This is a genomic window from Buttiauxella gaviniae (genome assembly GCF_040786275.1).
Lineage (GTDB): Bacteria > Pseudomonadota > Gammaproteobacteria > Enterobacterales > Enterobacteriaceae > Buttiauxella > Buttiauxella gaviniae_A.
Genome location: NZ_JBFMVT010000002.1, coordinates 2,459,824 through 2,483,652, shown reverse-complemented (window position 1 = coordinate 2,483,652; position 23,829 = coordinate 2,459,824). Strand labels below are relative to the sequence as shown.

25 protein-coding genes, 1 tRNA gene and 1 other RNA gene are annotated in these 23,829 nt (G+C 50.9%); 18 read left to right on the top strand and 9 right to left on the bottom strand.

The window, feature by feature from the left end; genetic code table 11:
• Window positions 1-283: 283 nt before the first annotated feature.
• Window positions 284-1,549 (bottom strand): tyrosine-type recombinase/integrase, encoded by a 1,266-nt coding sequence (locus AB1E22_RS12150; RefSeq protein ID WP_049097490.1) that lies wholly within the window; start codon window positions 1,547-1,549, stop codon window positions 284-286.
• 198 nt (window positions 1,550-1,747) lie between these two features.
• Window positions 1,748-1,832: transfer RNA gene (locus AB1E22_RS12145), tRNA-Leu, on the bottom strand.
• A gap of 277 nt (window positions 1,833-2,109) precedes the next feature.
• Between AB1E22_RS12145 and AB1E22_RS12140 the strand changes: the two genes are divergently transcribed.
• The 5 genes from AB1E22_RS12140 to sstT all read left to right on the top strand — a co-directional run bounded on the left by AB1E22_RS12140 (window position 2,110) and on the right by sstT (window position 7,532).
• The gene (locus AB1E22_RS12140; protein WP_367595563.1) at window positions 2,110-3,126 is read left to right on the top strand and encodes an HNH endonuclease; all 1,017 of its coding nucleotides are present in this window, start codon (window positions 2,110-2,112) and stop codon (window positions 3,124-3,126) included.
• Window positions 3,126-3,704 carry a class I SAM-dependent methyltransferase gene (locus AB1E22_RS12135; RefSeq protein WP_367595562.1) on the top strand — a complete coding sequence of 193 codons (579 nt, stop codon included), beginning with the start codon at window positions 3,126-3,128 and terminating at the stop codon, window positions 3,702-3,704. Before AB1E22_RS12140 ends, AB1E22_RS12135 begins: the two co-directional genes overlap by 1 nt.
• 72 nt (window positions 3,705-3,776) lie before the next feature.
• Window positions 3,777-4,775, top strand: a complete 999-nt coding sequence (locus AB1E22_RS12130; RefSeq protein ID WP_367595561.1) for a Gfo/Idh/MocA family protein — start codon at window positions 3,777-3,779, stop codon at window positions 4,773-4,775.
• Between the two features lie 243 nt (window positions 4,776-5,018).
• A complete protein-coding gene (locus AB1E22_RS12125) occupies window positions 5,019-5,987 on the top strand; it encodes a TerC family protein (RefSeq protein ID WP_367595560.1) in 969 nt (322 codons plus the stop codon).
• A gap of 300 nt (window positions 5,988-6,287) precedes the next feature.
• Window positions 6,288-7,532, top strand: coding sequence for a serine/threonine transporter SstT (gene sstT, locus AB1E22_RS12120; protein WP_367595559.1), 1,245 nt, complete (start codon window positions 6,288-6,290; stop codon window positions 7,530-7,532).
• 36 nt (window positions 7,533-7,568) lie between these two features.
• Here sstT and AB1E22_RS12115 read toward each other — a convergent pair whose 3' ends face one another.
• The 3 genes from AB1E22_RS12115 to uxaC form a co-directional block, all read right to left on the bottom strand.
• Window positions 7,569-8,111 carry a YgjV family protein gene (locus AB1E22_RS12115; RefSeq protein ID WP_367595558.1) on the bottom strand — a complete coding sequence of 181 codons (543 nt, stop codon included), beginning with the start codon at window positions 8,109-8,111 and terminating at the stop codon, window positions 7,569-7,571.
• Between the two features lie 87 nt (window positions 8,112-8,198).
• Window positions 8,199-9,686, bottom strand: coding sequence for a UxaA family hydrolase (locus tag AB1E22_RS12110; RefSeq protein ID WP_367595557.1), 1,488 nt, complete (start codon window positions 9,684-9,686; stop codon window positions 8,199-8,201).
• Window positions 9,687-9,704: 18 nt separating this feature from the next.
• Window positions 9,705-11,114 carry a glucuronate isomerase gene (uxaC, locus tag AB1E22_RS12105; protein WP_367595556.1) on the bottom strand — a complete coding sequence of 470 codons (1,410 nt, stop codon included), beginning with the start codon at window positions 11,112-11,114 and terminating at the stop codon, window positions 9,705-9,707.
• A 488-nt stretch (window positions 11,115-11,602) separates the two neighbouring features.
• Between uxaC and AB1E22_RS12100 the strand changes: the two genes are divergently transcribed.
• From AB1E22_RS12100 to AB1E22_RS12050, 11 genes are all read left to right on the top strand, one after another.
• Window positions 11,603-12,898: an MFS transporter gene (locus tag AB1E22_RS12100; RefSeq protein ID WP_367595555.1), complete on the top strand. Its 1,296-nt coding sequence runs from the start codon at window positions 11,603-11,605 to the stop codon at window positions 12,896-12,898.
• 126 nt (window positions 12,899-13,024) lie between these two features.
• Window positions 13,025-13,801, top strand: a complete 777-nt coding sequence (gene exuR, locus AB1E22_RS12095; RefSeq protein WP_367595554.1) for a transcriptional regulator ExuR — start codon at window positions 13,025-13,027, stop codon at window positions 13,799-13,801.
• 330 nt (window positions 13,802-14,131) lie between these two features.
• The gene (gene yqjA / locus AB1E22_RS12090; RefSeq protein ID WP_367595553.1) at window positions 14,132-14,794 is read left to right on the top strand and encodes a DedA family general envelope maintenance protein YqjA; all 663 of its coding nucleotides are present in this window, start codon (window positions 14,132-14,134) and stop codon (window positions 14,792-14,794) included.
• A 10-nt stretch (window positions 14,795-14,804) separates the two neighbouring features.
• Entirely contained in the window at window positions 14,805-15,182 is a 378-nt protein-coding gene (gene mzrA, locus AB1E22_RS12085) for an EnvZ/OmpR regulon moderator MzrA (RefSeq protein ID WP_367595552.1), read from the top strand.
• 169 nt (window positions 15,183-15,351) lie between these two features.
• Window positions 15,352-15,720, top strand: coding sequence for a DUF1090 domain-containing protein (locus AB1E22_RS12080; protein ID WP_367595551.1), 369 nt, complete (start codon window positions 15,352-15,354; stop codon window positions 15,718-15,720).
• A 72-nt stretch (window positions 15,721-15,792) separates the two neighbouring features.
• Complete coding sequence (locus tag AB1E22_RS12075) at window positions 15,793-16,098, top strand: DUF883 family protein (protein ID WP_367595550.1); 306 nt, start codon at window positions 15,793-15,795, stop codon at window positions 16,096-16,098.
• A gap of 2 nt (window positions 16,099-16,100) precedes the next feature.
• A complete protein-coding gene (locus tag AB1E22_RS12070) occupies window positions 16,101-16,499 on the top strand; it encodes a phage holin family protein (RefSeq protein WP_367595549.1) in 399 nt (132 codons plus the stop codon).
• Window positions 16,496-16,786 carry a YqjK-like family protein gene (locus tag AB1E22_RS12065; protein ID WP_367595548.1) on the top strand — a complete coding sequence of 97 codons (291 nt, stop codon included), beginning with the start codon at window positions 16,496-16,498 and terminating at the stop codon, window positions 16,784-16,786. Before AB1E22_RS12070 ends, AB1E22_RS12065 begins: the two co-directional genes overlap by 4 nt.
• Window positions 16,787-17,007: 221 nt before the next feature.
• Window positions 17,008-17,400 carry a DoxX family protein gene (locus AB1E22_RS12060; RefSeq protein WP_367595547.1) on the top strand — a complete coding sequence of 131 codons (393 nt, stop codon included), beginning with the start codon at window positions 17,008-17,010 and terminating at the stop codon, window positions 17,398-17,400.
• 83 nt (window positions 17,401-17,483) lie between these two features.
• The gene (locus AB1E22_RS12055; RefSeq protein ID WP_367595546.1) at window positions 17,484-18,476 is read left to right on the top strand and encodes a glutathione S-transferase family protein; all 993 of its coding nucleotides are present in this window, start codon (window positions 17,484-17,486) and stop codon (window positions 18,474-18,476) included.
• Window positions 18,477-18,581: 105 nt separating this feature from the next.
• Window positions 18,582-18,965, top strand: coding sequence for a DUF805 domain-containing protein (locus tag AB1E22_RS12050; RefSeq protein WP_367595545.1), 384 nt, complete (start codon window positions 18,582-18,584; stop codon window positions 18,963-18,965).
• A gap of 47 nt (window positions 18,966-19,012) precedes the next feature.
• Here AB1E22_RS12050 and AB1E22_RS12045 read toward each other — a convergent pair whose 3' ends face one another.
• Window positions 19,013-19,903, bottom strand: a complete 891-nt coding sequence (locus AB1E22_RS12045; RefSeq protein ID WP_367595544.1) for a LysR family transcriptional regulator — start codon at window positions 19,901-19,903, stop codon at window positions 19,013-19,015.
• A gap of 106 nt (window positions 19,904-20,009) precedes the next feature.
• Here AB1E22_RS12045 and AB1E22_RS12040 point away from each other — a divergent pair, with 106 nt between their 5' ends.
• On the top strand, window positions 20,010-20,711 hold the full coding sequence (locus AB1E22_RS12040; RefSeq protein ID WP_367595543.1) for a pirin family protein: 702 nt from the start codon (window positions 20,010-20,012) through the stop codon (window positions 20,709-20,711).
• A gap of 33 nt (window positions 20,712-20,744) precedes the next feature.
• Window positions 20,745-20,912, top strand: coding sequence for a hypothetical protein (locus AB1E22_RS12035; protein WP_367595542.1), 168 nt, complete (start codon window positions 20,745-20,747; stop codon window positions 20,910-20,912).
• 29 nt (window positions 20,913-20,941) lie between these two features.
• Here the strand turns inward: AB1E22_RS12035 and AB1E22_RS12030 are convergent, their stop codons facing one another.
• The 3 genes from AB1E22_RS12030 to garK form a co-directional block, all read right to left on the bottom strand.
• Entirely contained in the window at window positions 20,942-22,039 is a 1,098-nt protein-coding gene (locus AB1E22_RS12030; protein ID WP_367595541.1) for an AAA family ATPase, read from the bottom strand.
• Window positions 22,040-22,184: 145 nt separating this feature from the next.
• Window positions 22,185-22,563, bottom strand: an RNA gene (rnpB, locus tag AB1E22_RS12025) — RNase P RNA component class A.
• 68 nt (window positions 22,564-22,631) lie between these two features.
• Complete coding sequence (garK, locus tag AB1E22_RS12020) at window positions 22,632-23,777, bottom strand: glycerate 2-kinase (protein WP_367595540.1); 1,146 nt, start codon at window positions 23,775-23,777, stop codon at window positions 22,632-22,634.
• Window positions 23,778-23,829: the final 52 nt, after the last annotated feature.

The window sequence follows — 23,829 nt, the reverse complement described above, 5'->3', positions numbered from 1 at the left end:
CGAGTCATAGGCGGAACCCTCAATGCTAAGGCCTATAAATGTAATGCATTTTGCATTGCAACGCTACTACACTCAATAGGCTCAAATTGACAGAACAAACTATTCCTATAAATATAATATATTTATATTTCAGTAGATTACCTGCCAGCCTATCGCCAAACCAAAGAGTTCTGCCATAAGCTGGGGAGTTTACTAAATGATGACTAACTAAAAGTCATCAGCAGCACTGCTCATCATCAATCCAAATGCAGACAGTGGCTACTCAATTTAATAATGTTATAAATCATTTCAAAGGGTTGTTAATTTTAGCAAAATCAAACGGACTAACTGCCTTCTCCCGATTCGCATCCAGAAAATCAGCCCACCACTGCAACATCAACCTCCGCTCCCCCAGATGTTCGGCCTTATGAATGTAAGCTGCCCGAACAGAGCTACGCTCCTGATGGCTCATCTGCCGCTCTACCGCGTCCCTCGACCACAATCCCGATTCAATCAATGAGCTACAGGCCATTGTCCTGAATCCATGCCCACATACTTCCGCTTTTGTGTCATACCCCATTACTCGTAAAGCCTTGTTAACCGTGTTCTCACTCATCGGCCTACGCGGATCGTGATCGCCTACGAAAATCAGCTCACGATTCCAGCTCATGCTTTTAATCTTTTCCAAAATGGCTATAGCCTGCCGCGACAAGGGAACAAGATGGGGAGTTCGCATCTTCGAACCACGCTGAGAATGCTTTACACCCTCCAGCGGTTCACGCTCACCTGGAATCGTCCACATGGCCGTTTCAAAATCTACTTCTGACCAGCGTGCAAAACGTAGTTCACTTGAGCGGATAAACACTAATAAAGTGAGCTCGACAGCTAATCGAGTTAAGTGTCTGCCGGAGTAATGATCGATGCGGTGAAGCAATTCAGGAATGCGATTAAGTTCCAGAGCAGCACGATGCTGTCTTTTCGCCGTAGCAACCGCACCGGCAATCTCTTGCGCTGGGTTGTAGTCGATTAAACCACTCTGCACAGCAAACCGCATAATCGCGGTAGTCCGCTGTTGCAAACGAGCCGCAACTTCGAGTCGTCCGGATGATTCCACCGCTTTGATGGGTACAAGAAGATCCCGCGTCTTCAGTTCCGCAATGTTCCGCTTACCAATGGTAGCAAAGAGATTATCCTCGAGGCTTTTCAATACACGAGCACTATGCGATGTAGACCATTTCTGATTGCTGGCATGCCAGTCTCTGGCAACCACTTCAAACGTTATCGCCTCTTGCTCCTGCTCTACCTTAACGGCTTTCTTGTTCTCACTGGGATCAACACCATTAGCTAATAGCTTACGGGCCTCATCCCGGCGCGCCCTGGCATCCGCCAGCGAAACCTCAGGGTATTTCCCAAGCGCCAGCATCTTCTCTTTACCACCGAAGCGATAACGTAGCCGCCAGTATTTGGAGCCGTTCGGGTGAACCAACAAAACCATGCCTTCACCGTCAGTAAGTTTATAGGCTTTTGCTTCAGGCTTAGCCGAACGAACTTTCACATCACTCAGAGCCATAATGAGTATCCTTTCAAGGGTTCTGTGTGGGTACAAACATTATCGAACCGAGATATACCCGCAGATGTACCCGCATCAGTAAGTTGATGTAGATTGAATCAGGTTGACTTAGGTTGAGTGAAAAAGCGAGGAAAGCCTTGCGGATACTGGATTTCAGGCACAAAAAAAGACGTCCGTTGACGTCTATTGATGTTCCGATGGTGCCGAAGGCCGGACTCGAACCGGCACGTCTTTCAACGGTTGATTTTGAATCAACTGCGTCTACCGATTTCGCCACTTCGGCACGAAGAGGTATGCGGAAAACGTTGGGGATTATACCTGTCACAGACTGCCTTGCAAGCCCCATTCTACCTTTTGCGTACTGAGTGCTGAAAAAACCATCGCATCATCAATTCGTTGCCCTTCCCTACGGGTTCTGCGCTTCCTGCACTACTTCACAAATTCACAAAATCTATCGTTCATCGATTTACATCACCTTTCATTTGTTATGTGATCCTGTTACGGGTTTCACTAACCCAACTTCCCTCCTGCATTGCCAAACCGTAACCGAGAAAACGTGAATGGATTTTTATCAGACCGATCCTACGCTTGAGAACTATTGGCGCGGCGTGATCCTTTTTGGAAGAAACGTCGCATCTTACAAATTTGCTCTCGCACATGCGTTGTATGAAGTGGATAAGTCAGGTAGCGATCTGGTCACGCTTGAAGATCTCGCCGTTCCGTTTAGTCGGCATCTTTGCCAACATCTTTTACATGCGCCAAAGCAAATCACATCTCGGGGCAGCCAGTATCTGGAAACCTGTGTGCAATTCAATAACGGTGAAATCACGCAAGATAAGTTGATAGAAACCACAGTGCGCCTTGGTTTTAGCAATGTGATTGATGCTTTCCATAATGTGAATGCGGGCGAAATTGAGAAACGTTTTTTCCTTGATGAGCGCAAAACAGCAAAGGGAATTCGTCTTACTGATAACTTCTTTCAGCTCAGTGAGCGGCCGCAATATCAGAACCTGGTTTACGAGACGAACGCGCGCTGGAATCTGGTTGAGCAGGCCTGGGCGATGGGTGTTTCCCGCAACCTTGTTACCGTTGAGTTCGATGAGCAGGAACAGCTTCTGTTTAGCCATATCAATGCGCGTCGGGTGAATATCACCAGTTGCAGGGATAGCCTGAATGGTTACCAGAAAGGGCGTTGCTTTTACTGCTTCCGCACCATTAGCCTGATACCGGGCGACTCCGAACTGGCTGACGTTGACCATTTTATTCCATGGATGGCCCGTAATGAGGTCAACAATATCAATGGCGTGTGGAATCTAGTTTTGGCATGCCAGTGCTGTAACCGGGGTGAGGCAGGCAAATTCGCGCATTTACCAAGCCGTAAACTATTGCAGCGTCTTCATGCGCGGAACGAGTACTTTGTTCAAAGCAAGCTGCCTCTGCATGAAACCATCGTGAATCAGACGGGTAACCAGACAACTCAACGCAAAGACTTCCTTGAAAAGAACTGGCAAGCTGCGAAAAACAACAGGCTTTTCCATACCTGGGAACCGAAAGCCGAAGGTGAGGCAACATTCTGATGACGCTTAATTATTACCAAAACAACGCGCAGAACTTTTTTGATGGCACGGTGAATGTCGATATGAGCGCGCTGTATGAAACTTTTACCTGTCATTTACCGCAAGGCGCGAAGGTATTAGATGCTGGATGCGGTTCCGGTCGTGACGCCAAAGCATTCCATGAAATGGGTTATCAAGTTGAAGCGTTCGATGCCTCGTCAGAAATGGTGGCGTTAGCAATCCAGCACATTGGTTTATCTGTTCAGCAGATGACATTCGCCGATGTGGATGCAAAGGAAAAATACGACGGTATCTGGTGCTGCGCTTCCCTTCTCCACGTTCCCGCGCAGGAATTACCAACGATAATGCAGAACCTGACAACCGCCCTCAAACTTGATGGTATCTGGTACGTGTCATTCAAGTATGGCGACGGCGAGCGCGAAAAAGATGGCCGCCAATTTACGGACATGAATGAAGCTAGTTTCAACACGTTAATGGAAACCACGCCAGAAGTGGAAATTGAATCGCTTTGGACGACACAAGACAAACGCCCAGAGCGCGATGAAATCTGGTTGAATGCACTTCTCAGAAAACGCTAGTCCAACACTGGTTTTCCCCTCACATCATGATAGTCTTTCAAAGATAATCCCCTTCGGAGATAGCACCCGTTTATGATACGCCTCGCTGTTATTGGAACTAACTGGATCACCCGTCAGTTCGTCGATGCTGCCCACGAAAGTGGCAAATATAAACTCACCGCAGTCTACTCCCGCTCGCTGGAACAGGCGCAAAGTTTTGCCAGCGACTATCCGGTGGAACATCTTTTTACCGACCTTGATGCGATGGCGAAAAGCGACTCGATAGATGCGGTTTACATCGCCAGTCCAAACTCCCTGCACTCTCCGCAAACGCTGTTGTTCCTCAGCCATAAAAAGCATGTGATTTGCGAGAAGCCATTGGCGTCTAATCTGCGTGAAGTGGAAGCGGCGATTGCCTGCGCGCGTGAAAATCAGGTGGTGTTGTTTGAGGCGTTTAAAACCGCCAGCCTGCCGAACTTTATCGCGCTGCAACAAGCGCTGCCGAAAGTGGGCAAGATCCGCAAAGTGCTGCTCAACTATTGCCAGTATTCCTCGCGCTATCAGCGTTATCTGGATGGCGAAAATCCAAATACCTTTAATCCCGCGTTCTCAAACGGCTCGATTATGGATATCGGTTTTTATACTTTGGCCTCGGCGGTTGCGCTGTGGGGCGAGCCGTATTCGGTGCGCGCCACCGCCAGTCTTCTGGAAAGCGGCGTTGATGCTCACGGTTCAGTGCAGATGAACTACGGTGATTTTGACGTGAATCTACTGCACTCAAAAGTGAGCGACTCGGTTATCCCAAGCGAGATACAGGGCGAAGCCGGTTCACTTGTCATCGAGAAAATCTCTGAGTGCCAGCGCATCACCTTTGTGCCGCGCGGCGGCAAACCGCAGGATCTCACGCTCCCGCAGCATATCAATACTATGCTGTATGAAGCTGAAGTGTTTGCCCGTCTGGTCACCGACAACGAAGTGAATCATCCCGGTTTAGTGACGTCGCGTTTAACAGCCGCACTAAGCACTGAGATCCGCGCTCAAACCGGCGTGAAATTCCCGGCGGATGATGTGCCTGTGCATCTACCGGCGTAAAGGATTGTAAAACAGGGGTAGCAAGATGTTGACGGATTGTATCGGCTGTAATATTTTGTTACTCGCAAAGGGGAGTAACTTCATTGCCGGTTAATCGTCATTACGGTGCGTCAGCACCCGGTTGCCGGGCAACGTTTATACGTTGTAAGTGAGACCTTGCCGGAAGGCGAGATCCCTGTTGCAAGCATTAGCGGCTGGCGTCTTCCGACGTTGGCCGTTTTTGTTTTTGAAGGAATACTTTTTATGAATAGTGTCGGCACTCCATTATTGTGGGGCGGCTTTGCCGTCGTGGTCGTCATCATGCTGGCTATCGACCTCTTTTTACAGGGGCGCAAAGGCTCGCACACCATGTCCATGAAGCAGGCGGCCGCCTGGTCCCTGGTCTGGGTTTCGCTTTCACTGCTGTTTAACGCAGCATTCTGGTGGTATCTCACCGGAACATCTGGCCGTGAAGTCGCGGATACCCAGGCTCTCGCCTTCCTCACCGGTTACTTGATAGAAAAAGCGCTGGCGGTGGATAACGTCTTCGTTTGGCTGATGCTGTTTAGCTACTTCGCAGTTCCTGCGGCCTTGCAACGTCGCGTGCTGGTTTATGGCGTGCTGGGCGCAATTGTGCTGCGTACCATTATGATTTTCGCGGGCAGTTGGCTTATCAACCAGTTCGAATGGCTGCTGTATGTCTTCGGCGCGTTCCTGCTGTTCACCGGTATCAAAATGGCGCTGGCGAAAGAAGATGAAAGCGGCATTGGCGATAAACCGCTGGTACGCTGGATCCGCGGCCATCTGCGCATGACGGATAAAATCGAAGGCGAGCACTTCTTTATCCGTAAGAACGGTATTTTGTTCGCAACGCCATTGCTGCTGGTGCTAATTCTGGTTGAACTAAGCGACGTGATTTTCGCGGTCGACAGTATTCCGGCTATTTTTGCGGTAACAACCGATCCGTTTATTGTGCTGACGTCTAACTTGTTTGCGATTCTCGGCCTGCGTGCGATGTACTTCCTGCTGGCGGGCGTAGCAGAACGCTTCTCGATGCTGAAATACGGCTTGTCGATTATCCTGGTGTTTATCGGCGTGAAGATGTTAATTGTCGATTTCTACCACATCCCAATTGCGATTTCGCTGGGCGTTGTGGGCGGTATTCTGGCGTTAACGCTTATCATCAACTCGGTCGTGAATTACCGAAACGATCAGAAGAAATTGTCGGAATAACGACTTTCCGGCTGCACAAACCTCGTCTCTTTGGCGGGGTTTTTCTTTTTGTAGGCCACTATTCTGGCAAGTCAATTCGCTACGCTGCGCCTGGTTTATGAACTGCCGCTAATGTCACATATTTGTTAAAACTTAGTTATAAAATCTAACCCACCCCGAAATAATCAGTGATTACTCCTTTCTACCCAACGGTATTTCCTTATACTCGACCAGGCAAACACATTTATTTACATCCGGTCAATTAAGTACCTCAGAGTACCGACGCAGGATGGGACGATCGACAAAACAGGAAGGTTACTTATGTCTACACAATCTCCGGGCATGTTAAAACGCCTGGCACAAGGCAGTCTGGTCAAACAGATTTTGATAGGTCTGGTGCTGGGTATTGCTCTGGCAGCCGTTTCAAAACCCGCTGCGATTGCCGTCGGTTTACTCGGGACGTTATTCGTTGGGGCACTAAAGGCCGTCGCGCCGGTGCTGGTTCTGATGCTGGTCATGGCGTCAATCGCCAACCATAAACACGGGCAGAAAACCAGTATCCGCCCCATTCTGGTGCTTTATCTCATTGGCACTTTCACCGCTGCGTTAACTGCCGTGGTGGTCAGTTTCATATTCCCTTCGACACTCCATTTAGTTACTGGCACAACAGACATCACCCCGCCTTCAGGTATTGTTGAAGTGTTGCGCGGGCTGTTGATGAGCATGGTTTCCAACCCAATTCACGCCCTGTTGGAAGCGAACTACATCGGAATTCTGGTGTGGGCAGTCGGGCTGGGCTTCGCTCTGCGCCATGGTAACGAGAGCACCAAAAACCTGATTAACGATGTCTCCGATGCGGTGACCTTTATCGTTAAAGTGGTGATTCGCGTTGCGCCGATCGGTATTTTTGGCCTGGTCGCCTCAACGCTTGCGACTACCGGCTTTGAAACCCTGTGGAGCTACGCGCAACTGTTGCTGGTGCTGGTTGGTTGTATGTTCGGCGTGGCGCTTATCATCAACCCGCTACTGGTGTTTATCAAAATTCGCCGTAACCCGTACCCGCTGGTGTTCGCATGCCTGCGCGAAAGCGGCGTCACTGCCTTCTTTACGCGTAGTTCTGCGGCCAATATTCCAGTAAATATGGCGCTTTGTGAGAAGCTGAATCTGGACCGCGACACCTATTCCGTCTCCATCCCATTGGGCGCGACCATTAATATGGCGGGGGCGGCAATCACCATTACCGTGCTGACGCTGGCGGCGGTAAATACTTTGGGTGTACCGGTGGATTTGCCAACTGCACTGCTGCTGAGCGTGGTGGCTTCTCTGTGTGCTTGCGGTGCATCAGGTGTGGCGGGCGGTTCGCTGCTGCTGATCCCGCTGGCTTGTGGGATGTTCGGTATCCCAAATGAGATTGCCATGCAGGTGGTTGCCGTCGGCTTTATCATCGGCGTGTTGCAGGATTCGTGCGAAACCGCGCTCAACTCCTCAACCGATGTGTTGTTTACCGCTGCGGCCTGCCAGGCAGAAGATGCTCGCCTGGCGGATAAAAACCCGTTACGCGGTTAATGTTCAATGCTCCCCGTTTTTCGAAGCGGGGAGTTTTTACTCTTGCTGCTGCACTTCTTTTTCAATTTTAAACGGATCAATGCCCCGCCGTTGCATGCGCCAGAAGCGAATGATATTCAGGCCGTTCATAATTAGAAAACTCCCTTCGATTAACGTCCCGCCAATCGAACCCAACCAGAAATTATGCGTTACCCAGCAGGCGGTGGAACACCACATCACACAGCGCGTGGTCAGCCCTTTGCAGCGAAATAGCGCCCAGGTGCTGGCGACGGTTCCGGCAATCGGCAGCAATTCCATGGCGTGGTTAAACTTCGCAAGGCCCAGGCCCAACGTTAAAGCGATAAAAATCCCCATCACCCACAGGCTACGCGTGCGCAGGGAAATCACGGTGCGTATCGCGTTAAGTTCCGCGCTCATGCCCGCTGGGCTTGCGCCCATCAAAAAGAAGTGAATACCGATGATAGCGCTGTAACCCGCCAGTTGTAGCTTAAAACGCCGTTCATCGCGGTTGATAAACGTGGTGATGCCAACCACAAAGGCCAGAACGCCGATGCCCTGAGCAACCCAATACGCGGTCATGACATATCCTTGTTAATAAACTTCAGGCGAAAAAAAACGGTATTTCGATGATCAAAATACCGTTTCATGTTAGCACCAGCTTAACGCTTACAACGTGACGCCGCTTTTAAAGATCGCCAACTCGCGGAAATCATTGCGTTCGTTGCAGGTTTGCTTGCCGTTTGCGATATCCACAATGGTGTCGATAAACTCGGTCAGCAGTGTGTTCATGTCGCTGCCGTGCAGCAGTTTGCCAGCATCGAAATCAATCCAGTGCGGCTTCTTCGTTGCCAGTTCACTGTTGGTTGCGATTTTAACTGTCGGGACAAAACCACCGTACGGTGTGCCGCGCCCGGTGCTGAACAGCACCATATGGCATCCTGCTCCAGCAAGTGCACTGGTAGCAACCGCGTCGTTGCCTGGTGCGCTTAACAAGTTCAGGCCTGGCGTTTTCAGGCGCTCGCCATAACGCAGCACATCCACCACTTCACTCTCACCGGCTTTTTGCGTACAGCCAAGGGATTTTTCTTCAAGCGTGGTGATACCGCCAGCCTTGTTCCCTGGTGATGGGTTCTCGTAGATCGGCTGATTATGTTCGATGAAATACTGTTTGAAGTCGTTCACCATGGTGACGGTTTTTTCAAACGTGGCTTCATCGCGGCAGTGGCTCATCAGAATGCGTTCAGCGCCAAACATTTCCGGGACTTCTGTCAGTACAGTCGTGCCGCCGTTTGCCACCATATAGTCTGAGAAACGCCCCAGCATTGGGTTTGCCGTAATCCCGGATAAACCGTCTGAGCCGCCGCACTCAAGGCCGAATTTGAGTTCGCTGAGTTTGCCCGGCTCACGTTTATCATGACGCATCGCTTCGTAAAGCTCTTGCAACTGCTCAAGCCCGGCTTCCACTTCGTCGTCTTGCTGCTGGCAAACCATGAAGTGAACGCGAGAAGCGTCGTATTCGCCCAGCGTTTCGCGGAAAGCACTCACCTGGTTGTTTTCACAGCCCAGGCCAATCACCAGCACCGCACCCGCATTTGGATGGTGCACCATGTTTTGCAGCATGGTGCGAGTGTTGACGTGGTCTTCACCCAACTGTGAACAACCAAACGGGTGGCTGAACAGGAACACACCGTCAATATCTTCGGCGTTATTGTTCTGTTTCAGGAAACGGTTTTGGATCTGACGCGCAATGCCGTTTACACAACCCACGGTTGGCAGGATCCAAAGCTCGTTACGCACGCCCACAGCGCCATTATCACGGCGATAAACGCTCACGTCGCGATCTGCCGCCTGGCTTGCCAGAGAAAGAACATCCGGTTGATAGCGATACTCATCCAAATCGCTCAGATTAGTGCGCGCATTGTGCGAGTGAATGTGCTCCCCGGCTTCAATGGTTGCCAACGCATGGCCAATCGGCAGGCCATATTTAACAACGTTTTCACCTTGTGCGATGGTGACGAGCGCAAATTTGTGGCCACGCAGTACCGGCTGGCGCAGGGTTATCTCTGCGCCTTCAACGGTAACCACTTCACCTTCGGCCAGGTCCACTAACGCAACCGCGACATTATCTTGCGTATGGATCTTGATGTATTGCATATCAACCTCAAAGCCTGATTAGTTCAGTTCAATGCCAAAGTAGTCTCGGGCGTTGTTAAAGCAGATGTTTTCCACCATTTTGCCCAGCAACTGGATATCCGCTGGCGCTTCGCCCGCTTCAACCCAACGGCCAATCATCTGGCACAGAATGCGACGGAAGTATTCATGGCGGGTGTATGACAGGAAGCTACGGCTGTCAGTCAGCATGCCGACAAAACGGCTCAGCAGACCCAGTTGCGCCAACTGCGTCATTTGACGCTCCATGCCATCTTTCTGATCGTTGAACCACCAACCGGAACCAAACTGCATCTTGCCCGGCATCCCTTCGCCCTGGAAGTTACCGATCATGGTGCCCAGAACTTCGTTATCACGCGGGTTCAGGCAGTACAGGATAGTTTTTGGCAGCTCATTGTTTTCGTTTTGCTTGCTGAGCAGACGGGAGAGCTCTTCAGCCATCGGACGGTCGTTAATGGAGTCAAAGCCCACATCCGGCCCCAGCAGTTTGAACTGACGCAGGTTGTTGTTACGCAGCGCGCCAATGTGGTACTGCTGCACCCAACCGCGACGGGTATATTCCGCAGCCAGCCAAACCAGAACCGCAGTTTTGAACTGGGCAACTTCGTGCTCGCTTGGGGTTTCGCCGGAAAGACGACGCGCCAAAATGCCATCCAGAGTCGCTTCGTCTGCTTCTGCAAACAGAACAACGTCTAATGCGTGGTCAGACACTTTACAGCCATGTTCTGCGAAGTGATCCAAGCGCTTGCTCAGTGCCGTTTGCAGATCGCTGAAACGACGAATGTCGGTATCAGACACTTCCGCCAGTTTGCCCATGTATTCAGCAAAGGTCGCTTGTTCGATGTTGAACGCTTTGTCCGGGCGCCAGCTCGGCAGCACTTTGGTTTCAAACGCATCGAGCGCGATTTGACGATGGAAACGCAGATCGTCAATCGGGTCATCGGTGGTGCCGACCATTTTTACGTTCATCTGCTTCATGATACCGCGCGCAGAGAAGCTGTCCTGAGTCAGCAGCTCATTACATTCGTTCCAGATTTCATCGGCAGTCGTTGGGGACAACAGTTTGCCAGTGATGCCGAACGGACGACGCAGCTCAAGGTGAGTCCAGTGGTACAGCGGGTTACCGATGGTGTGCGGAACCGTCGCAGCCCAGGCATCGAATTTCTCACGGTCAGTTGCATCGCCAGTGCACAAACGCTCTTCCACGCCGTTCGCACGCATGCCACGCCATTTGTAGTGATCGCCTTTTAACCAGATGTCATACAGGTTTTTAAAACGGTAATCTTCCGCAACTTGCTGCGGCGGTAAGTGACAGTGATAGTCGAAAATAGGCTGATCGGCTGCAAACTCATGGTACAAACGGCGGGCAAATTCGGTGTCCAGGAGAAAATCTTCAGTCATAAACTGGGCCATTGTAGGGTTCCTCTGTTCATAGCAGTTCGATGCTTGCGCATAATGCAAATAAAGTTATCACACCAATTTCTAGAGGCCGAGTGGATTTTTGAGGTATTCGTCACAAAAACCACACTTTTATTGTTAATATTCTGTATAAAAAAACCCCGTATCCCGCGCCAGTTCTGGCCTGAAAGCCCCTACCCCCTTAGGATGAGGTGATCGACACTTTTGTGATATCACTCAACTTTTAAAGCTGTATGACAAGTTATCTTTCCGCCGTCGCAATACACAGGTAATGGAATTACATCAGACGTTGAGATGACAAACAGCGCATTACGGTACGGAAACCGAATTTGCCACCACAGATTATTTTATATGGCAAGGTACGGGTCGTACCGGGTGATACCCCCGGATATGAGCCCTCTAACAGAACAACGCTCTGGCAGCCATGCCGGACGTACAACCGCCTACTGTGCGGTTGTCTTTAAGACGGGATGAAATTCGATATGCGAAAGATTAAAGGCTTACGCTGGTACATGATAGCCCTGGTAACTATGGGGACTATTTTGGGTTATCTGACACGTAATACCATTGCGGCTGCGGCTCCAACTTTGATGGAAGAGCTGCACATTTCTACTCAGCAATATTCTTACATTATCGCCGCCTACTCAGCTTGTTATACCATTATGCAACCTGTTGCCGGTTACGTGCTTGATATCCTGGGTACGAAAGTGGGTTACGCATTCTTTGCGGTCGCATGGGCAATTTTCTGTGGTGCAACGGCACTGGCAGGAAGCTGGGGTGGTTTGGCCATCGCGCGTGGTGCCGTAGGTGCCGCCGAAGCTGCCATGATCCCTGCGGGCCTGAAAGCCAGTAGCGAATGGTTCCCGGCTAAAGAGCGTTCTATCGCCGTTGGCTACTTTAACGTGGGCTCTTCAATCGGCGGCATGATTGCTCCACCTTTAGTGGTTTGGGCGATTGTCATGCATAGCTGGCAGATGGCGTTCATCATCTCCGGTGTACTGAGCTTTGCCTGGGCAATGGCCTGGTTAGTTTTCTACAAACACCCACGCGATCAGAAACACCTTTCTGAAGAAGAACGCGAATACATCATTGGTGGTCAGGAAGCGCAGCACCAGACCAATAACAGCAAAAAAATGAGCGCCTGGAAGATCGTACAGAACCGCCAGTTCTGGGGTATTGCTCTGCCGCGTTTCCTTGCCGAACCAGCCTGGGGTACCTTCAACGCCTGGATCCCACTGTTCATGTTTAAAGTCTATGGCTTTGACCTGAAACACATTGCGATGTTTGCCTGGATGCCAATGCTGTTTGCTGACCTGGGTTGTATCGTTGGCGGCTACCTGCCACCGTTATTCCAGCGCGTATTCGGCGTGAACCTGATTGTTTCCCGTAAAATGGTGGTAACCATGGGCGCGATTCTGATGATTGCCCCAGGCACAATTGGTCTGTTCACCAGCCCATACGTTGCTATCGCTCTGCTGTGCGTGGGCGGCTTTGCTCACCAGTCTCTGTCCGGCGCGCTGATCACTTTGTCTTCCGATGTGTTTGGTCGTAACGAAGTGGCAACGGCGAACGGCCTGACCGGTATGGCAGCCTGGACCGCAAGCACCATGTTTGCGCTGGTTGTGGGTGCTTTGGCTGATACCATCGGCTTCAGCCCACTGTTTGCAGCTCTGGCGGTATTCGATGTCCTCGGGGCTATCGTTATCTGGACCGTGCTGCAAAATAAACCTATCAGTGAACTGGGAGACAAACAAAAACCGAAACAAGCATTAGCATAATCGGCATTTACGTTTGCAACGAAAGCCGCCTGATGGGCGGCTTTTGTGTATTCAGAATGTGGAGCCGAAGTGTGAAAAGTGGTATAACAAATAAGGTTACCCGCAGGGTCTTTCCCGGAGCTACAGATGGAAGTTATGGAACCACGTCGTCTTTATCAGCAACTGGCCGCTGAACTTAAACAACGCATCGAAAACGGTGTTTATCTGGTTGGGGAAAAACTCCCGGCCGAGCGTTTTATTGCTGAAGAAAAGAACGTGAGCCGCACTGTGGTTCGTGAAGCCATTATCATGCTGGAAGTGGAAGGTTACGTCGAAGTGCGCAAAGGCTCCGGCATCCACGTTATTGCCAACCAGGCAAAATACACCACTCCACCAGATGAACAGTTTGAATTTGCAAACTTTGGGCCTTTTGAGCTGCTGCAAGCGCGTCAGCTCATTGAAAGTAACATTGCGGAATTTGCCGCGACCCAGGTGACTAAGCAAGATATCGTCAAGCTGATGGAAATTCAGGAAATGGCCCGTAACGAGCATAATTTCCAGGATTCTGAATGGGACCTTCATTTTCACACTCAAGTCGCGCTGGCCTCGCAAAATAGCGCCCTCGCCGCCATCGTGGAAAAAATGTGGAGCCAACGTATCCACAACCCGTACTGGAAAAAACTTCACGAGCATATTGATAAGCGCACCGCCGATAACTGGTGTGACGATCACGACCAGATTCTTAAAGCGCTGATTCGTAAAGACCCGCACGCGGCGAAAGTCGCCATGTGGCAGCATCTCGAAAACACAAAACAGATGCTGTTTGATGCAACCAGCGATGATTTCGAATTTAACGCTGACCGCTACCTGTTTGCGGATAATCCGGTTATACACCTCGATACCGCTGCAAACGGTCAAAAATAGTCATTTTCCCCCGCGAGGGTAAGCAAACCAACCAATAGTGTCAGCGTTTGTAAATACCCTCGCCAGCCTCTCCGCTAGTCAGCAAAATCAATCTTCAACAAAGCACAAATACTGTGACGCATTAGGCAGAGCTTTGTTACAATTAGATGCAATTTCACTGTCGGTGTTAGCTTTGCTTTTCACCTTCCGTTCGTATTCACACGGAGTGTGGCACGAACGAGTTTCACGCTGTGAATTGCAATCGGCAACTTCATAACCAAACAAAACCATGCCGTGCGCTACCAGGCTGACGTTGTTCAGCGGTCTTAACCGATGTGCCAGGAACACTGAATGGAACTTTTCACGCAATTGTTGAACGCTCTCTGGAGCCAGGATTTTGAAACGCTCGCCAATCCAGGAATGATTGGCATGCTTTACTTCGTGTTATTCATGATTTTATTTCTCGAAAATGGCCTGTTGCCTGCGGCATTCCTGCCGGGCGATAGCCTGTTAGTTTTGGTGGGCGTACTGATTGCTAAAGGTGCTATGGGGTTCCCGGAAACTGTCATTCTGTTAACTACCGCAGCCAGCCTCGGCTGTTGGCTCAGTTACATTCAAGGGCGTTGGCTTGGCAATACGCGAATTGTGCAAAACTGGCTTTCCCATCTGCCCGCCCATTATCACCAACGCGCGCACAACCTGTTCCATAAACATGGCCTGTCTGCGCTGTTGATTGGTCGCTTCATTGCTTTTGTTCGTACCCTCTTGCCAACTATTGCCGGTTTATCGGGTCTGAACAATGCACGCTTCCAGTTCTTCAACTGGATGAGCGGCCTACTGTGGGTGCTGATTCTCACAACACTTGGATACCTACTGGGCAAAACGCCGGTGTTCCTGAAATACGAAGATGCGTTGATGTCCTGCCTGATGCTGTTACCGGTCGTATTGTTGGTAATTGGCCTGATCGGTTCGTTGATTGTGCTTTGGCGTAAGAAATACGGAAACCGCAGTTAAGAGGGATAAGATGAAAACACATTTTTTTCGTGGCCTGCGGGCCACGATGCTGGTGGGCATACTGATAGTCGCGGCTATCCTGATGTTTTCAGGCATGCAACGGACTGAATCAACCTTAGAAATTCGCTCCAGCCAACAGGGTATCAGTATGCCCGACGGCTTTTCCGTGTGGCATCACCTCGATGCCAACGGCATTCGCTTCAAAAGCATTACCCCTGAAAACAACTCCTTACTGATCAAATTTGATTCGAACGCGCAAAGTGAAGCCGCTAAAGCGGTGTTATACAAAACGCTGCCGCATGGCTATGTCATCGCTCAACAAGAGGATAATGACAGCGCCAGCACCTGGCTTACGCGTGTGCTTAACGAAAATATCCGCATCGGTTAACTCTTTCCAGAAATCCTAATTTGTTAATGGAAATTGGGTTTTTACTCAATTTCTGACTATGCTTGTTTTTACTTAAATCGCTACAAATCATCATTTTCAAATAATTTCTGGATTTAATGTGTGCTTAACCCTGCGGCTAAACGTACATTCACAATGGAAGGTTTTTATCATGAACTATCGTACCGTATTGGCTATCGCCTTGTTATCCCTGACTTCTGCCGCTCATGCGAACTCGCTTTGCAGTGAAAAAGAGCAGGATATCCAGCGAGAAATTGGCTATGCGGAGAAACACCAGAATAAAAGCCGCGTTGATGGGCTGAACAAAGCGTTGAAAGAAGTGCGCGCCAATTGCACCGACAGCAGCTTACGCGCGGCGCACCAGAAGAAAATCAACGAGCAGAAAGCTGAAATCACCGAACGTAAAGCCGATTTGAAAGAAGCTCGCGAGAAAGGCGACGCGGATAAAATTTCAAAACGGGAACAAAAATTGTCTGAAGCTGAACATGAGCTGAAGACCTTGCAGGCCCGTGATTACTAAGACTGCCCCAAATACCTGCGATTCTACGTATGAAGGGTATTAAGGACTAACCTCAAACACCTGGAGAGAACCATGTCAAAAGATACTACATCAGAACATTTGCGCGCTGAGTTGAAATCCCTGGCAGATACCCTTGAAGAGGTGCTGAGTGCATCGACGGACAAATCGAAATCCGAACTCGAAAAGCTGCGCGGGAAGGCTGAAAAAGCCCTGAAAGAAAGCCGCGTACGCCTGGGTGACACCGGGGATATTATTGCCAAGCAAACTCGAGAAGCAGCATCAAAAGCCGATGATTATGTTCGTGAAAATCCATGGACTGGCGTCGGTATTGGTGCAGCGATTGGCGTTGTGCTCGGTGTTCTGATGACGCGTCGTTAATTATGCCTGAATCCCATCAACCTCAAGGGCCAGGCAAAGGCGTCCTCGGCATCGGTCAGCGTCTTGTCACCATCATCGTTGGGATGGTGGAAACACGCGTACGCCTTGCTGTGGTGGAGCTGGAAGAAGAGAAAGCGCATCTCGTCCAGCTACTGTTGATGCTTGGATTAACCATGCTGTTTGCAGCATTCGGCTTGATGAGTCTGATGGTGCTGGTTATCTGGGCCGTTGATCCACAGTATCGTTTGAACGCCATGATTGCGACGACCGTGGTACTGCTGGCGTTAGCGTTAATCGGCGGGATCTGGACGCTACGTAAGTCGCGCCAATCCACGTTGTTACGTCATACGCGGCGCGAGCTAGAAAACGATCGTGCGTTGCTTGAAGATGACAAGCCATGAGTGACCGCGAGCGCGAGAAGCGCAAAGCATTTTTACTCAGCCAAATTCAACAGCAGCGGCTGGATTTAAGTGCGAGCAGGCGTGACTGGCTTGAAGCGACAGGTGCATACGATCGAGGCTGGAACACCCTACTGAGCTTTCGCAGCTATGCGTTAATCGCCAGCAGCGTAATGGCTATCTGGACGGTGCGCCATCCTAGTTTCCTGATGCGCTGGGCCAAACGCGGATTTGGAGCCTGGAGCGCCTGGCGACTCATTCGCAACACGATACAACAGCAATCGCGTTAATTTTCAACGCCGCCTGATTTAGGCGGCGTTTTTATTTCTGCTTTCTCTACCCATCATGCTCAAGATATTTGAAAAACATTGACAGTTTTCCTTGCTAACAATCTGTTAACGGCACGTCTATTATCCTCTCCATCAACCGCAGCTAACGGTAACAACCGGAAATTGCAAAGACAAACATCCCTGGGCCAATAGTACCCATATAAGATTGACTGGAGAGTAAAATGAAAAAATTAGATGATGCTGGAGTACTGTTAGCGCGTATCCTGATGCCAATACTGTTCATCGTTGCAGGCTGGGGCAAAATCACAGGTTATGCTGGCACGCAACAATATATGGAAGCAATGGGCGTCCCAGGGTTCCTGTTGCCACTGACCATCCTGCTTGAATTTGGCGGCGGTCTGGCCATTCTGTTCGGTTTCTTAACCCGCACTACGGCTATTATCACCGCAGTATTTACGCTGCTGACCGCATTCCTGTTCCACAGTGATTTCTCTCAGGGCCCGAACTCCATCATGTTTATGAAGAACTTCACCATAGCCGGTGGTTATCTGTTGCTGGCTATCTTCGGGCCGGGCGCATACAGCATCGACCGAGCGCTGAATAAAAAGTGGTAACAGTTCTATACTGAGAATTGATAAAAGCGAAGGTTAACCCCTTCGCTTTTTTGTTTTTAAAGGCACAACAAGAGGAATGAAACATGGGACAGCTAATTGACGGCGTCTGGCATGATGTCTGGTACGACACCAAATCTACCGGTGGCAGTTTCAAACGTTCAGAGTCAGCGTTTCGCAACTGGCTGACTGCCGATGGCGAACCCGGCCCAAACGGGAAAGGTGGCTTTGCCGCTGAGAAAGATCGCTATCATTTGTATGTTTCCCTCGCCTGCCCGTGGGCACATCGCACTTTAATTATGCGCGTCTTAAAAGGACTAGAGTCTTTCATCTCCGTTTCGGTGGTTAACCCGCTGATGTTGCAAGATGGCTGGACATTTGATGATGACTTCCCGAACGCCACCGGCGACGGTTTGTATCAGCACGAATATCTCTATCAACTCTATTTACAAGCCGATCCCGATTACACGGGTCGCGTTACCGTCCCGGTTCTGTGGGACAAGAAAACCCAGACTATCGTCAGTAACGAATCGGCTGAAATCATTCGCATGTTAAATACCGCATTTGATGCGAAAGGAGCACGCGCCGGGGATTATTATCCGCCGCAATTGCGCAGCAAAATTGACGATCTCAATAGCTGGATTTACGACTCCATTAATAACGGCGTCTATAAAGCAGGTTTTGCCACCTCTCAAGAAGCCTATGATGAAGCCGTTGAAAAAGTGTTTGAAGGGCTGACTCGCGTTGAGCAAATTCTTGGTCAGCACCGTTATTTAACCGGCGACCAACTTACCGAAGCCGATATACGCCTTTGGACTACTCTGGTGCGTTTTGATCCGGTCTATGTCACCCACTTTAAATGCGACAAACACCGCATTAGCGATTACCTCAATTTGTACGGATTCCTGCGTGATATTTACCAGATGCCAGGCATTGCAGAAACCGTCGATTTTGCGCATATCCGCAATCACTATTACCGCAGCCACAAAACCATTAACCCAACCGGGGTTATTTCTATTGGCCCGGCACAGGATTTAAACGAGCCCCACGGGCGCGATGAACGGTTTAATCAAGGTTGAGAAAATTCATTAAAGCGATGATTTACGTAAAATCCAATCGCAGCTATTCTTGAAATAGATCGCTTACAGATCAAGCGATTGATGACTACTCAAGGCAGGCTACAAATGGATTGGTATTTCAAAGTATTAAGAAATTATGTTGGCTTTAGCGGGCGGGCTCGCCGCAAAGAGTTCTGGATGTTCATCCTGGTAAACCTGGTTCTGACGGCGGTACTCACCATTCTGGACAAAATGTTAGGGCTCAGGATTGCAAAGGACGAAGGTCTGCTCACGACAATTTACGGCGTGCTCATCTTCTTACCTTATTGGGCCGTACAGTTCCGCCGCCTGCACGATACCGATCGTTCAGCCTGGTGGCTGTTACTGCTGTTAATTCCGCTGGTGGGTTGGCTGATTATTCTGGCGTTTAACTGCCAGCGCGGCACGCCAGGTGAAAATGAGTACGGCCCCGACCCAAAAAGTCTGGATGCGCAATTCGTTAGCGAATGATTAATTGCGGCGGGTAAGTCAACTTACCCGCCCACTACACCTACGTTTTATTTCAACAATTTCGGGATTTCCCGCAGACACCAGGCCTTTGCCTCGCCCATGCTATCGCGCCGCCACGCCATAATAATGTCAATTTCGTTGGTGTATTCGGGGCTCACCACGCGTAACCGCCCTTCAGCAATATCCTGCTCGACCAGCGGATAAGGCATAGTCGCCACGCCCAACCCTGCCAGCAACGCCTGGCGTTTGTCTTCCATGCTACTCACCGTCAAACGCGGCTGTTTATCCAGCAGCCGTACCGTCAGGGCCGGGCGTTCACGCGCGGTATCCGCCACGGCAATGCCGCGATATTTCACGCGCGTCATTTCTGAAAGCGGTTCAGGTTCGCTATGGATCGGGTGATCCGGGGCGGCGACATACACGCTCAAAATCTTATACAGTTTACGGGAGTTAATTTCAGAGGAAGAACGGAAGTGCATATCCGGCGCAATCACAATATCGGCACGCCCCTGCTCCAGGCTTTCCCACGAACCGGCCAAAACCTCGGTAATAATCGATAACTGCGTATCCGCTTTTTCAGCCAGTTTCCCCACCAGTGGATAGAGTCTGGCCGACGGTACCAGCGCTTCCGTCACGATGGTGAGATGCGTTTCCCAACCGCGAGCCAACGCTTCGGCATCGGTGGTAAGTTTGTCAGCCGCTTCGAGCAAAACTCGCCCTCGCTCCAGCAGCATCCGCCCAACGTTAGTAAATTTTGTACGATGGCCTGAGCGGTCAAACAACACGACATCCAGCTCTTCTTCAAGCTTCTGCATCGTGTAACTCAGTGCCGAAGGCACGCGCCCAAGCTCATCAGCAGCAGCGGCGAAACTCCCACGTCGGTCAATCGCGTCCATTACCCGCAACGCTTCCAGCGTCAATGCTCTCTCTTTAGCCATCTCGTTCTCATTCAGTAAATTTGAACATACCAAGCAGATTAACTGGCTAACAATACAGCGTCCAGAGTTTTACCATGGGCTTAGTGTAAAAAGAGGTCAAGAAATTATGATTACGCCAAGAACTGCCAAACAATGCGGGAAAGCGGACTATGGTTGGCTCCAGGCCCGCTATACCTTTTCCTTCGGTCACTACTTCGACCCGAAATTGCTGGGCTATGCCTCATTGCGCGTACTCAACCAGGAAGTGTTAGCGCCAGGTGCATCATTTCAGCCGCGCACCTATCCCAATGTCGATATTCTTAATCTGATTCTGGAAGGCGAAGCGGAATACCGCGACAGCGAAGGTAATCATGTCCAGGCGAAAGCGGGCGAAGCGCTGCTGCTTTCCACGCAACCTGGGCTGAGTTACAGCGAGCATAACCTCAGCAAAGAGCATTCTCTGACGCGGATGCAACTGTGGCTTGATGCCTGCCCGGAGCGTGAAAACCCGCTGGTGCAAAAAATCACGCTTACCGATGGGGTGCATCAACTGCTGGCCTCTCCCGATGGCAGCAAAGAGAGCCTGCAACTGCGCCAACAGGTTTGGATCCACCAGATTGAACTGGAGAAAGGGCAGCAGGTGAGTTTCCAGTTGCACGGCCCACGCGCCTATTTGCAGTCGATCCACGGTACGGTGCACGCTGTCACTTCTACCGAGGAAAAAGAAGGGCTTACCTGCGGAGACGGCGCTTTTATCCGTGACGAAGCTAACATTACGCTGGTTGCAGATACCCCATTGCGTGCATTGCTGATAGATTTACCGGTCTGACCAGTGTCAAAAACAGACAAATGGGAGTCATTAGTGAGTAAGAAATCAATAGCAAAACACCGCGAGAAAAAAGCCGCGCAGGCTACCGTAACAGCAACCCACGAGCAGGCTGAACTGAGTTATGACGAAATGCTCACCGAGCTCGAAGCAATTGTCATTGAAGCAGATGTTCGTCTGGCTGAAGAAGAAGGCACTCTCTAATCCCTCGCCCCGGTTAGCGCCGGGGACTTTCAGGAAAGCCGATTTACCCGCGTCTCACCATTTTCAATGGCCAGTTGATAGAGCGTAAACGGCGTATATCTTTCAATAAGGGTCGCCAACTCAGGCGAATGGCTGGTTAACCAGATTTGCGTATAACGGCTCGCCTCGGCAATCAGCCGCGCCAGCGCAGGCAGCATTTGCGGATGCAGGCTGTTCTCTGGTTCATTTAGCGCAATAAAATGTGGCGGGCGCGGGCTGAGTAGCGCCACTGTCAGGCACAGGAAACGCAGCGTTCCGTCAGAAAACTCAGCCGACTCCAGCGGGCGATTAATGCCCTGGCGGTGCATCATCATCTGAAAGCGCCCGTTGCTGTTATCGCAGAAGAACAAGCACTCCGGGAACGCCTCATCCAGCACTGCAAACAACAGTTCGCTATCACCAATTTCCACAATCGTCTGGAAAGCCGCGGCTAAATTAAGCCCATCCCCTGCCAGCACCGGCGAGCGATAACCCACCTGCGGCAAACGTAACCCAGCCCCTTTTGAGATATCAAATTCGTGATAAAAGCGCCAGTTGCGCAGCGTTTCACGCGCGCTGGAAACTTCCGGATAAAGATGAGGCTCGCCAAGCTGACCAAACAACGATTCATTTTCGTAAAGCGTGGCGGCATGCGTAACTTTTTCGCCGTTAACATCGTTGAGAAAAACCGCCTGGTTGCGGCGATGCATAATGGAAGACGAAGGGCGACGGCGAAAACCACTCAGCCAGATCTGCTCTTCTTTAACGATAGGATCGAGATCGAACATGGTTGGGTACGGAAGTTTGTCCGGAAAGCCTACCTGCAATTCATACTCAAAATCATCGGTTTCAACGGCTAAAGTCATGCGGCGCGGCGCGCTGGCATACCCGCGAGCGCGATCCCCCGCCCACATCACCTTCTGGATCCCACCTTCGTCAGACAGCCAGTGGGAAAGCTGCCCCGCTGCCGCACCGTGGATCAAGTGGATCGCTTTGTAGATATTGGATTTCCCGCAGCCGTTGGGGCCGAAAACCACATTTAATCGTTCCAGATCGATGGAGAGTTTGCGCACTGAGCGGTAGTTGTCGATATACAGGGATTTGATCATAGCGGGGCGATCCGGCAACGGGTGGAGTTTTATTATGACAAGAGTTCGCCCTCAACCCAACTCCTCCACCAGGCAAGGAGGAAGGTGGCTTCCGCACATAGCAAAACGCCCCGCGCAGTTTGCACTGTGCGGGGCGTTCCTGAATGGTTGAAGCTGACCGATAAGCCGGGTTCTGTCGTGGACAGTCATTCATCTAGGCCAGCAATCGCTCACTGGCTCAAGCAGCCTACCCGGGTTCAGTACGGGCCGTACCTTGTGAACCCCTATTTGGCCTTGCTCCGGGTGGAGTTTACCGTGCCACGGACTGTTACCAGCCGCGCGGTGCGCTCTTACCGCACCCTTTCACCCTTACCTGATCCCGCTTGCGCGGGCCATCGGCGGTTTGCTCTCTGTTGCACTGGTCGTGGGTTACCCCCCCAGGCGTTACCTGGCACCCTGCCCTATGGAGCCCGGACTTTCCTCCCCTCCGCCTGTCTCCTTCCGAAGAAGGACGACGACGAAGCGGCGACTGTCTGGTCAGCTTCGGCGCGGAGTATAAAGGGTTTACACGCCCCTGTCACGCCTTCCCATAACTTGAATTATTTAGGGGAATCTAAGATGGAGTATTCATCCCGATCGCCACCATCGCGGCAATATTGCGCGACGCGCGGTAAATATTTTCAAACGCATTTTTCAGCGCCTCTTCCAGCGTGCCCACACTATTAAGCACGCTAAATACCGCATCGATACCATATTGATGAACAACTTCAACATCACGCGTGAGCGACCCGGCAATACCGATCACCGGTTTACGGTACTTTTTCGCGACCGCCGCCACGCCCACCGGCACTTTGCCGCGAATACTTTGGCTATCCATGCGCCCTTCACCGGTCACCACCAGCGAACAGTCATGAATATGTTCTTCCAGATGCAGCGCTTCCGTCACAATTTCCACGCCGCTGCGCAGTTCGGCGCCGAGGAACGCCATTAATGCCGCCCCCATACCGCCTGCCGCTCCCGCGCCTTCTGCATTCTTCACATCGATGTGTAAGTCCTTTTTAATCACATCGGCAAAATGAGCAAGATTAGCATCCAGCTCAACAATCATCGCTTCGTCGGCACCTTTTTGCGGCCCAAAAATACGTGATGCCCCGTTCTCGCCAATTAAGGGATTTGTCACATCGCAGGCCACGTTAATCACACAGCCCGCCAAACGGCTATCAAGCTGGGAAATATCGATGGTGTTCAGGCCCATTAAACTGCCGCCGCCGTGGCTGATTTCTTTGCCCGTTGCGTCGCACAGTTTTGCGCCCAGCGCCTGCACCATCCCCGCACCGCCATCGTTAGTCGCACTCCCGCCGATGCCGATAATAATATTGCGCGCACCGTTATCCAGAGCGCGCAAAATCAACTCTCCGGTGCCGTGCGAAGTGGTAATAAGAGGGTTACGGTTCTCGGTTGGCACCAGCGCAAGCCCACTGGCTTCGGCCATTTCAATAAACGCGGTTTTGCCATCGCCGGACATTCCCCAACATGCCGTCACCGGCTCGCCCAGCGGCCCGGTCACCGTCGTGGTGATTTTCTTGCCCTGCGTGGCACTGATCATGGCATCGACCGTCCCCTCCCCGCCATCTGCAACCGGGACTGATATATATTCCGCATCAGGAAATATTTCGCGAAATCCTTTTTCAATAGCCTTCGCCACATCAACCGCTGAGAGGCTTTCTTTATAAGAGTCGGGTGCGATTACGATTTTCATAATGTGTCCATGCCAAAAAGTTCGAGAAAAACCGGGCATCGCACAGAGTCGT

Bases quoted from the DNA above. Each gene is read 5' to 3' on its own strand.
- AB1E22_RS12030 (WP_367595541.1), bottom strand. From the start codon at position 22,039: ATGATCAAATCCCTGTATATCGACAACTACCGCTCAGTGCGCAAACTC.
- AB1E22_RS12125 (WP_367595560.1), top strand. From the start codon at position 5,019: ATGAATAGTGTCGGCACTCCATTATTGTGGGGCGGCTTTGCCGTCGTG.
- AB1E22_RS12140 (WP_367595563.1), top strand. From the start codon at position 2,110: ATGGATTTTTATCAGACCGATCCTACGCTTGAGAACTATTGGCGCGGC.
- AB1E22_RS12060 (WP_367595547.1), top strand. From the start codon at position 17,008: ATGAAAAAATTAGATGATGCTGGAGTACTGTTAGCGCGTATCCTGATG.
- AB1E22_RS12100 (WP_367595555.1), top strand. From the start codon at position 11,603: ATGCGAAAGATTAAAGGCTTACGCTGGTACATGATAGCCCTGGTAACT.
- yqjA (WP_367595553.1), top strand. From the start codon at position 14,132: ATGGAACTTTTCACGCAATTGTTGAACGCTCTCTGGAGCCAGGATTTT.
- AB1E22_RS12040 (WP_367595543.1), top strand. From the start codon at position 20,010: ATGATTACGCCAAGAACTGCCAAACAATGCGGGAAAGCGGACTATGGT.
- AB1E22_RS12065 (WP_367595548.1), top strand. From the start codon at position 16,496: ATGAGTGACCGCGAGCGCGAGAAGCGCAAAGCATTTTTACTCAGCCAA.
- AB1E22_RS12045 (WP_367595544.1), bottom strand. From the start codon at position 19,903: ATGGCTAAAGAGAGAGCATTGACGCTGGAAGCGTTGCGGGTAATGGAC.
- AB1E22_RS12110 (WP_367595557.1), bottom strand. From the start codon at position 9,686: ATGCAATACATCAAGATCCATACGCAAGATAATGTCGCGGTTGCGTTA.
- AB1E22_RS12115 (WP_367595558.1), bottom strand. From the start codon at position 8,111: ATGACCGCGTATTGGGTTGCTCAGGGCATCGGCGTTCTGGCCTTTGTG.
- AB1E22_RS12150 (WP_049097490.1), bottom strand. From the start codon at position 1,549: ATGGCTCTGAGTGATGTGAAAGTTCGTTCGGCTAAGCCTGAAGCAAAA.
- sstT (WP_367595559.1), top strand. From the start codon at position 6,288: ATGTCTACACAATCTCCGGGCATGTTAAAACGCCTGGCACAAGGCAGT.
- AB1E22_RS12135 (WP_367595562.1), top strand. From the start codon at position 3,126: ATGACGCTTAATTATTACCAAAACAACGCGCAGAACTTTTTTGATGGC.
- AB1E22_RS12075 (WP_367595550.1), top strand. From the start codon at position 15,793: ATGTCAAAAGATACTACATCAGAACATTTGCGCGCTGAGTTGAAATCC.
- AB1E22_RS12130 (WP_367595561.1), top strand. From the start codon at position 3,777: ATGATACGCCTCGCTGTTATTGGAACTAACTGGATCACCCGTCAGTTC.
- exuR (WP_367595554.1), top strand. From the start codon at position 13,025: ATGGAAGTTATGGAACCACGTCGTCTTTATCAGCAACTGGCCGCTGAA.
- uxaC (WP_367595556.1), bottom strand. From the start codon at position 11,114: ATGGCCCAGTTTATGACTGAAGATTTTCTCCTGGACACCGAATTTGCC.
- AB1E22_RS12080 (WP_367595551.1), top strand. From the start codon at position 15,352: ATGAACTATCGTACCGTATTGGCTATCGCCTTGTTATCCCTGACTTCT.
- AB1E22_RS12070 (WP_367595549.1), top strand. From the start codon at position 16,101: ATGCCTGAATCCCATCAACCTCAAGGGCCAGGCAAAGGCGTCCTCGGC.
- AB1E22_RS12055 (WP_367595546.1), top strand. From the start codon at position 17,484: ATGGGACAGCTAATTGACGGCGTCTGGCATGATGTCTGGTACGACACC.
- garK (WP_367595540.1), bottom strand. From the start codon at position 23,777: ATGAAAATCGTAATCGCACCCGACTCTTATAAAGAAAGCCTCTCAGCG.
- AB1E22_RS12050 (WP_367595545.1), top strand. From the start codon at position 18,582: ATGGATTGGTATTTCAAAGTATTAAGAAATTATGTTGGCTTTAGCGGG.
- mzrA (WP_367595552.1), top strand. From the start codon at position 14,805: ATGAAAACACATTTTTTTCGTGGCCTGCGGGCCACGATGCTGGTGGGC.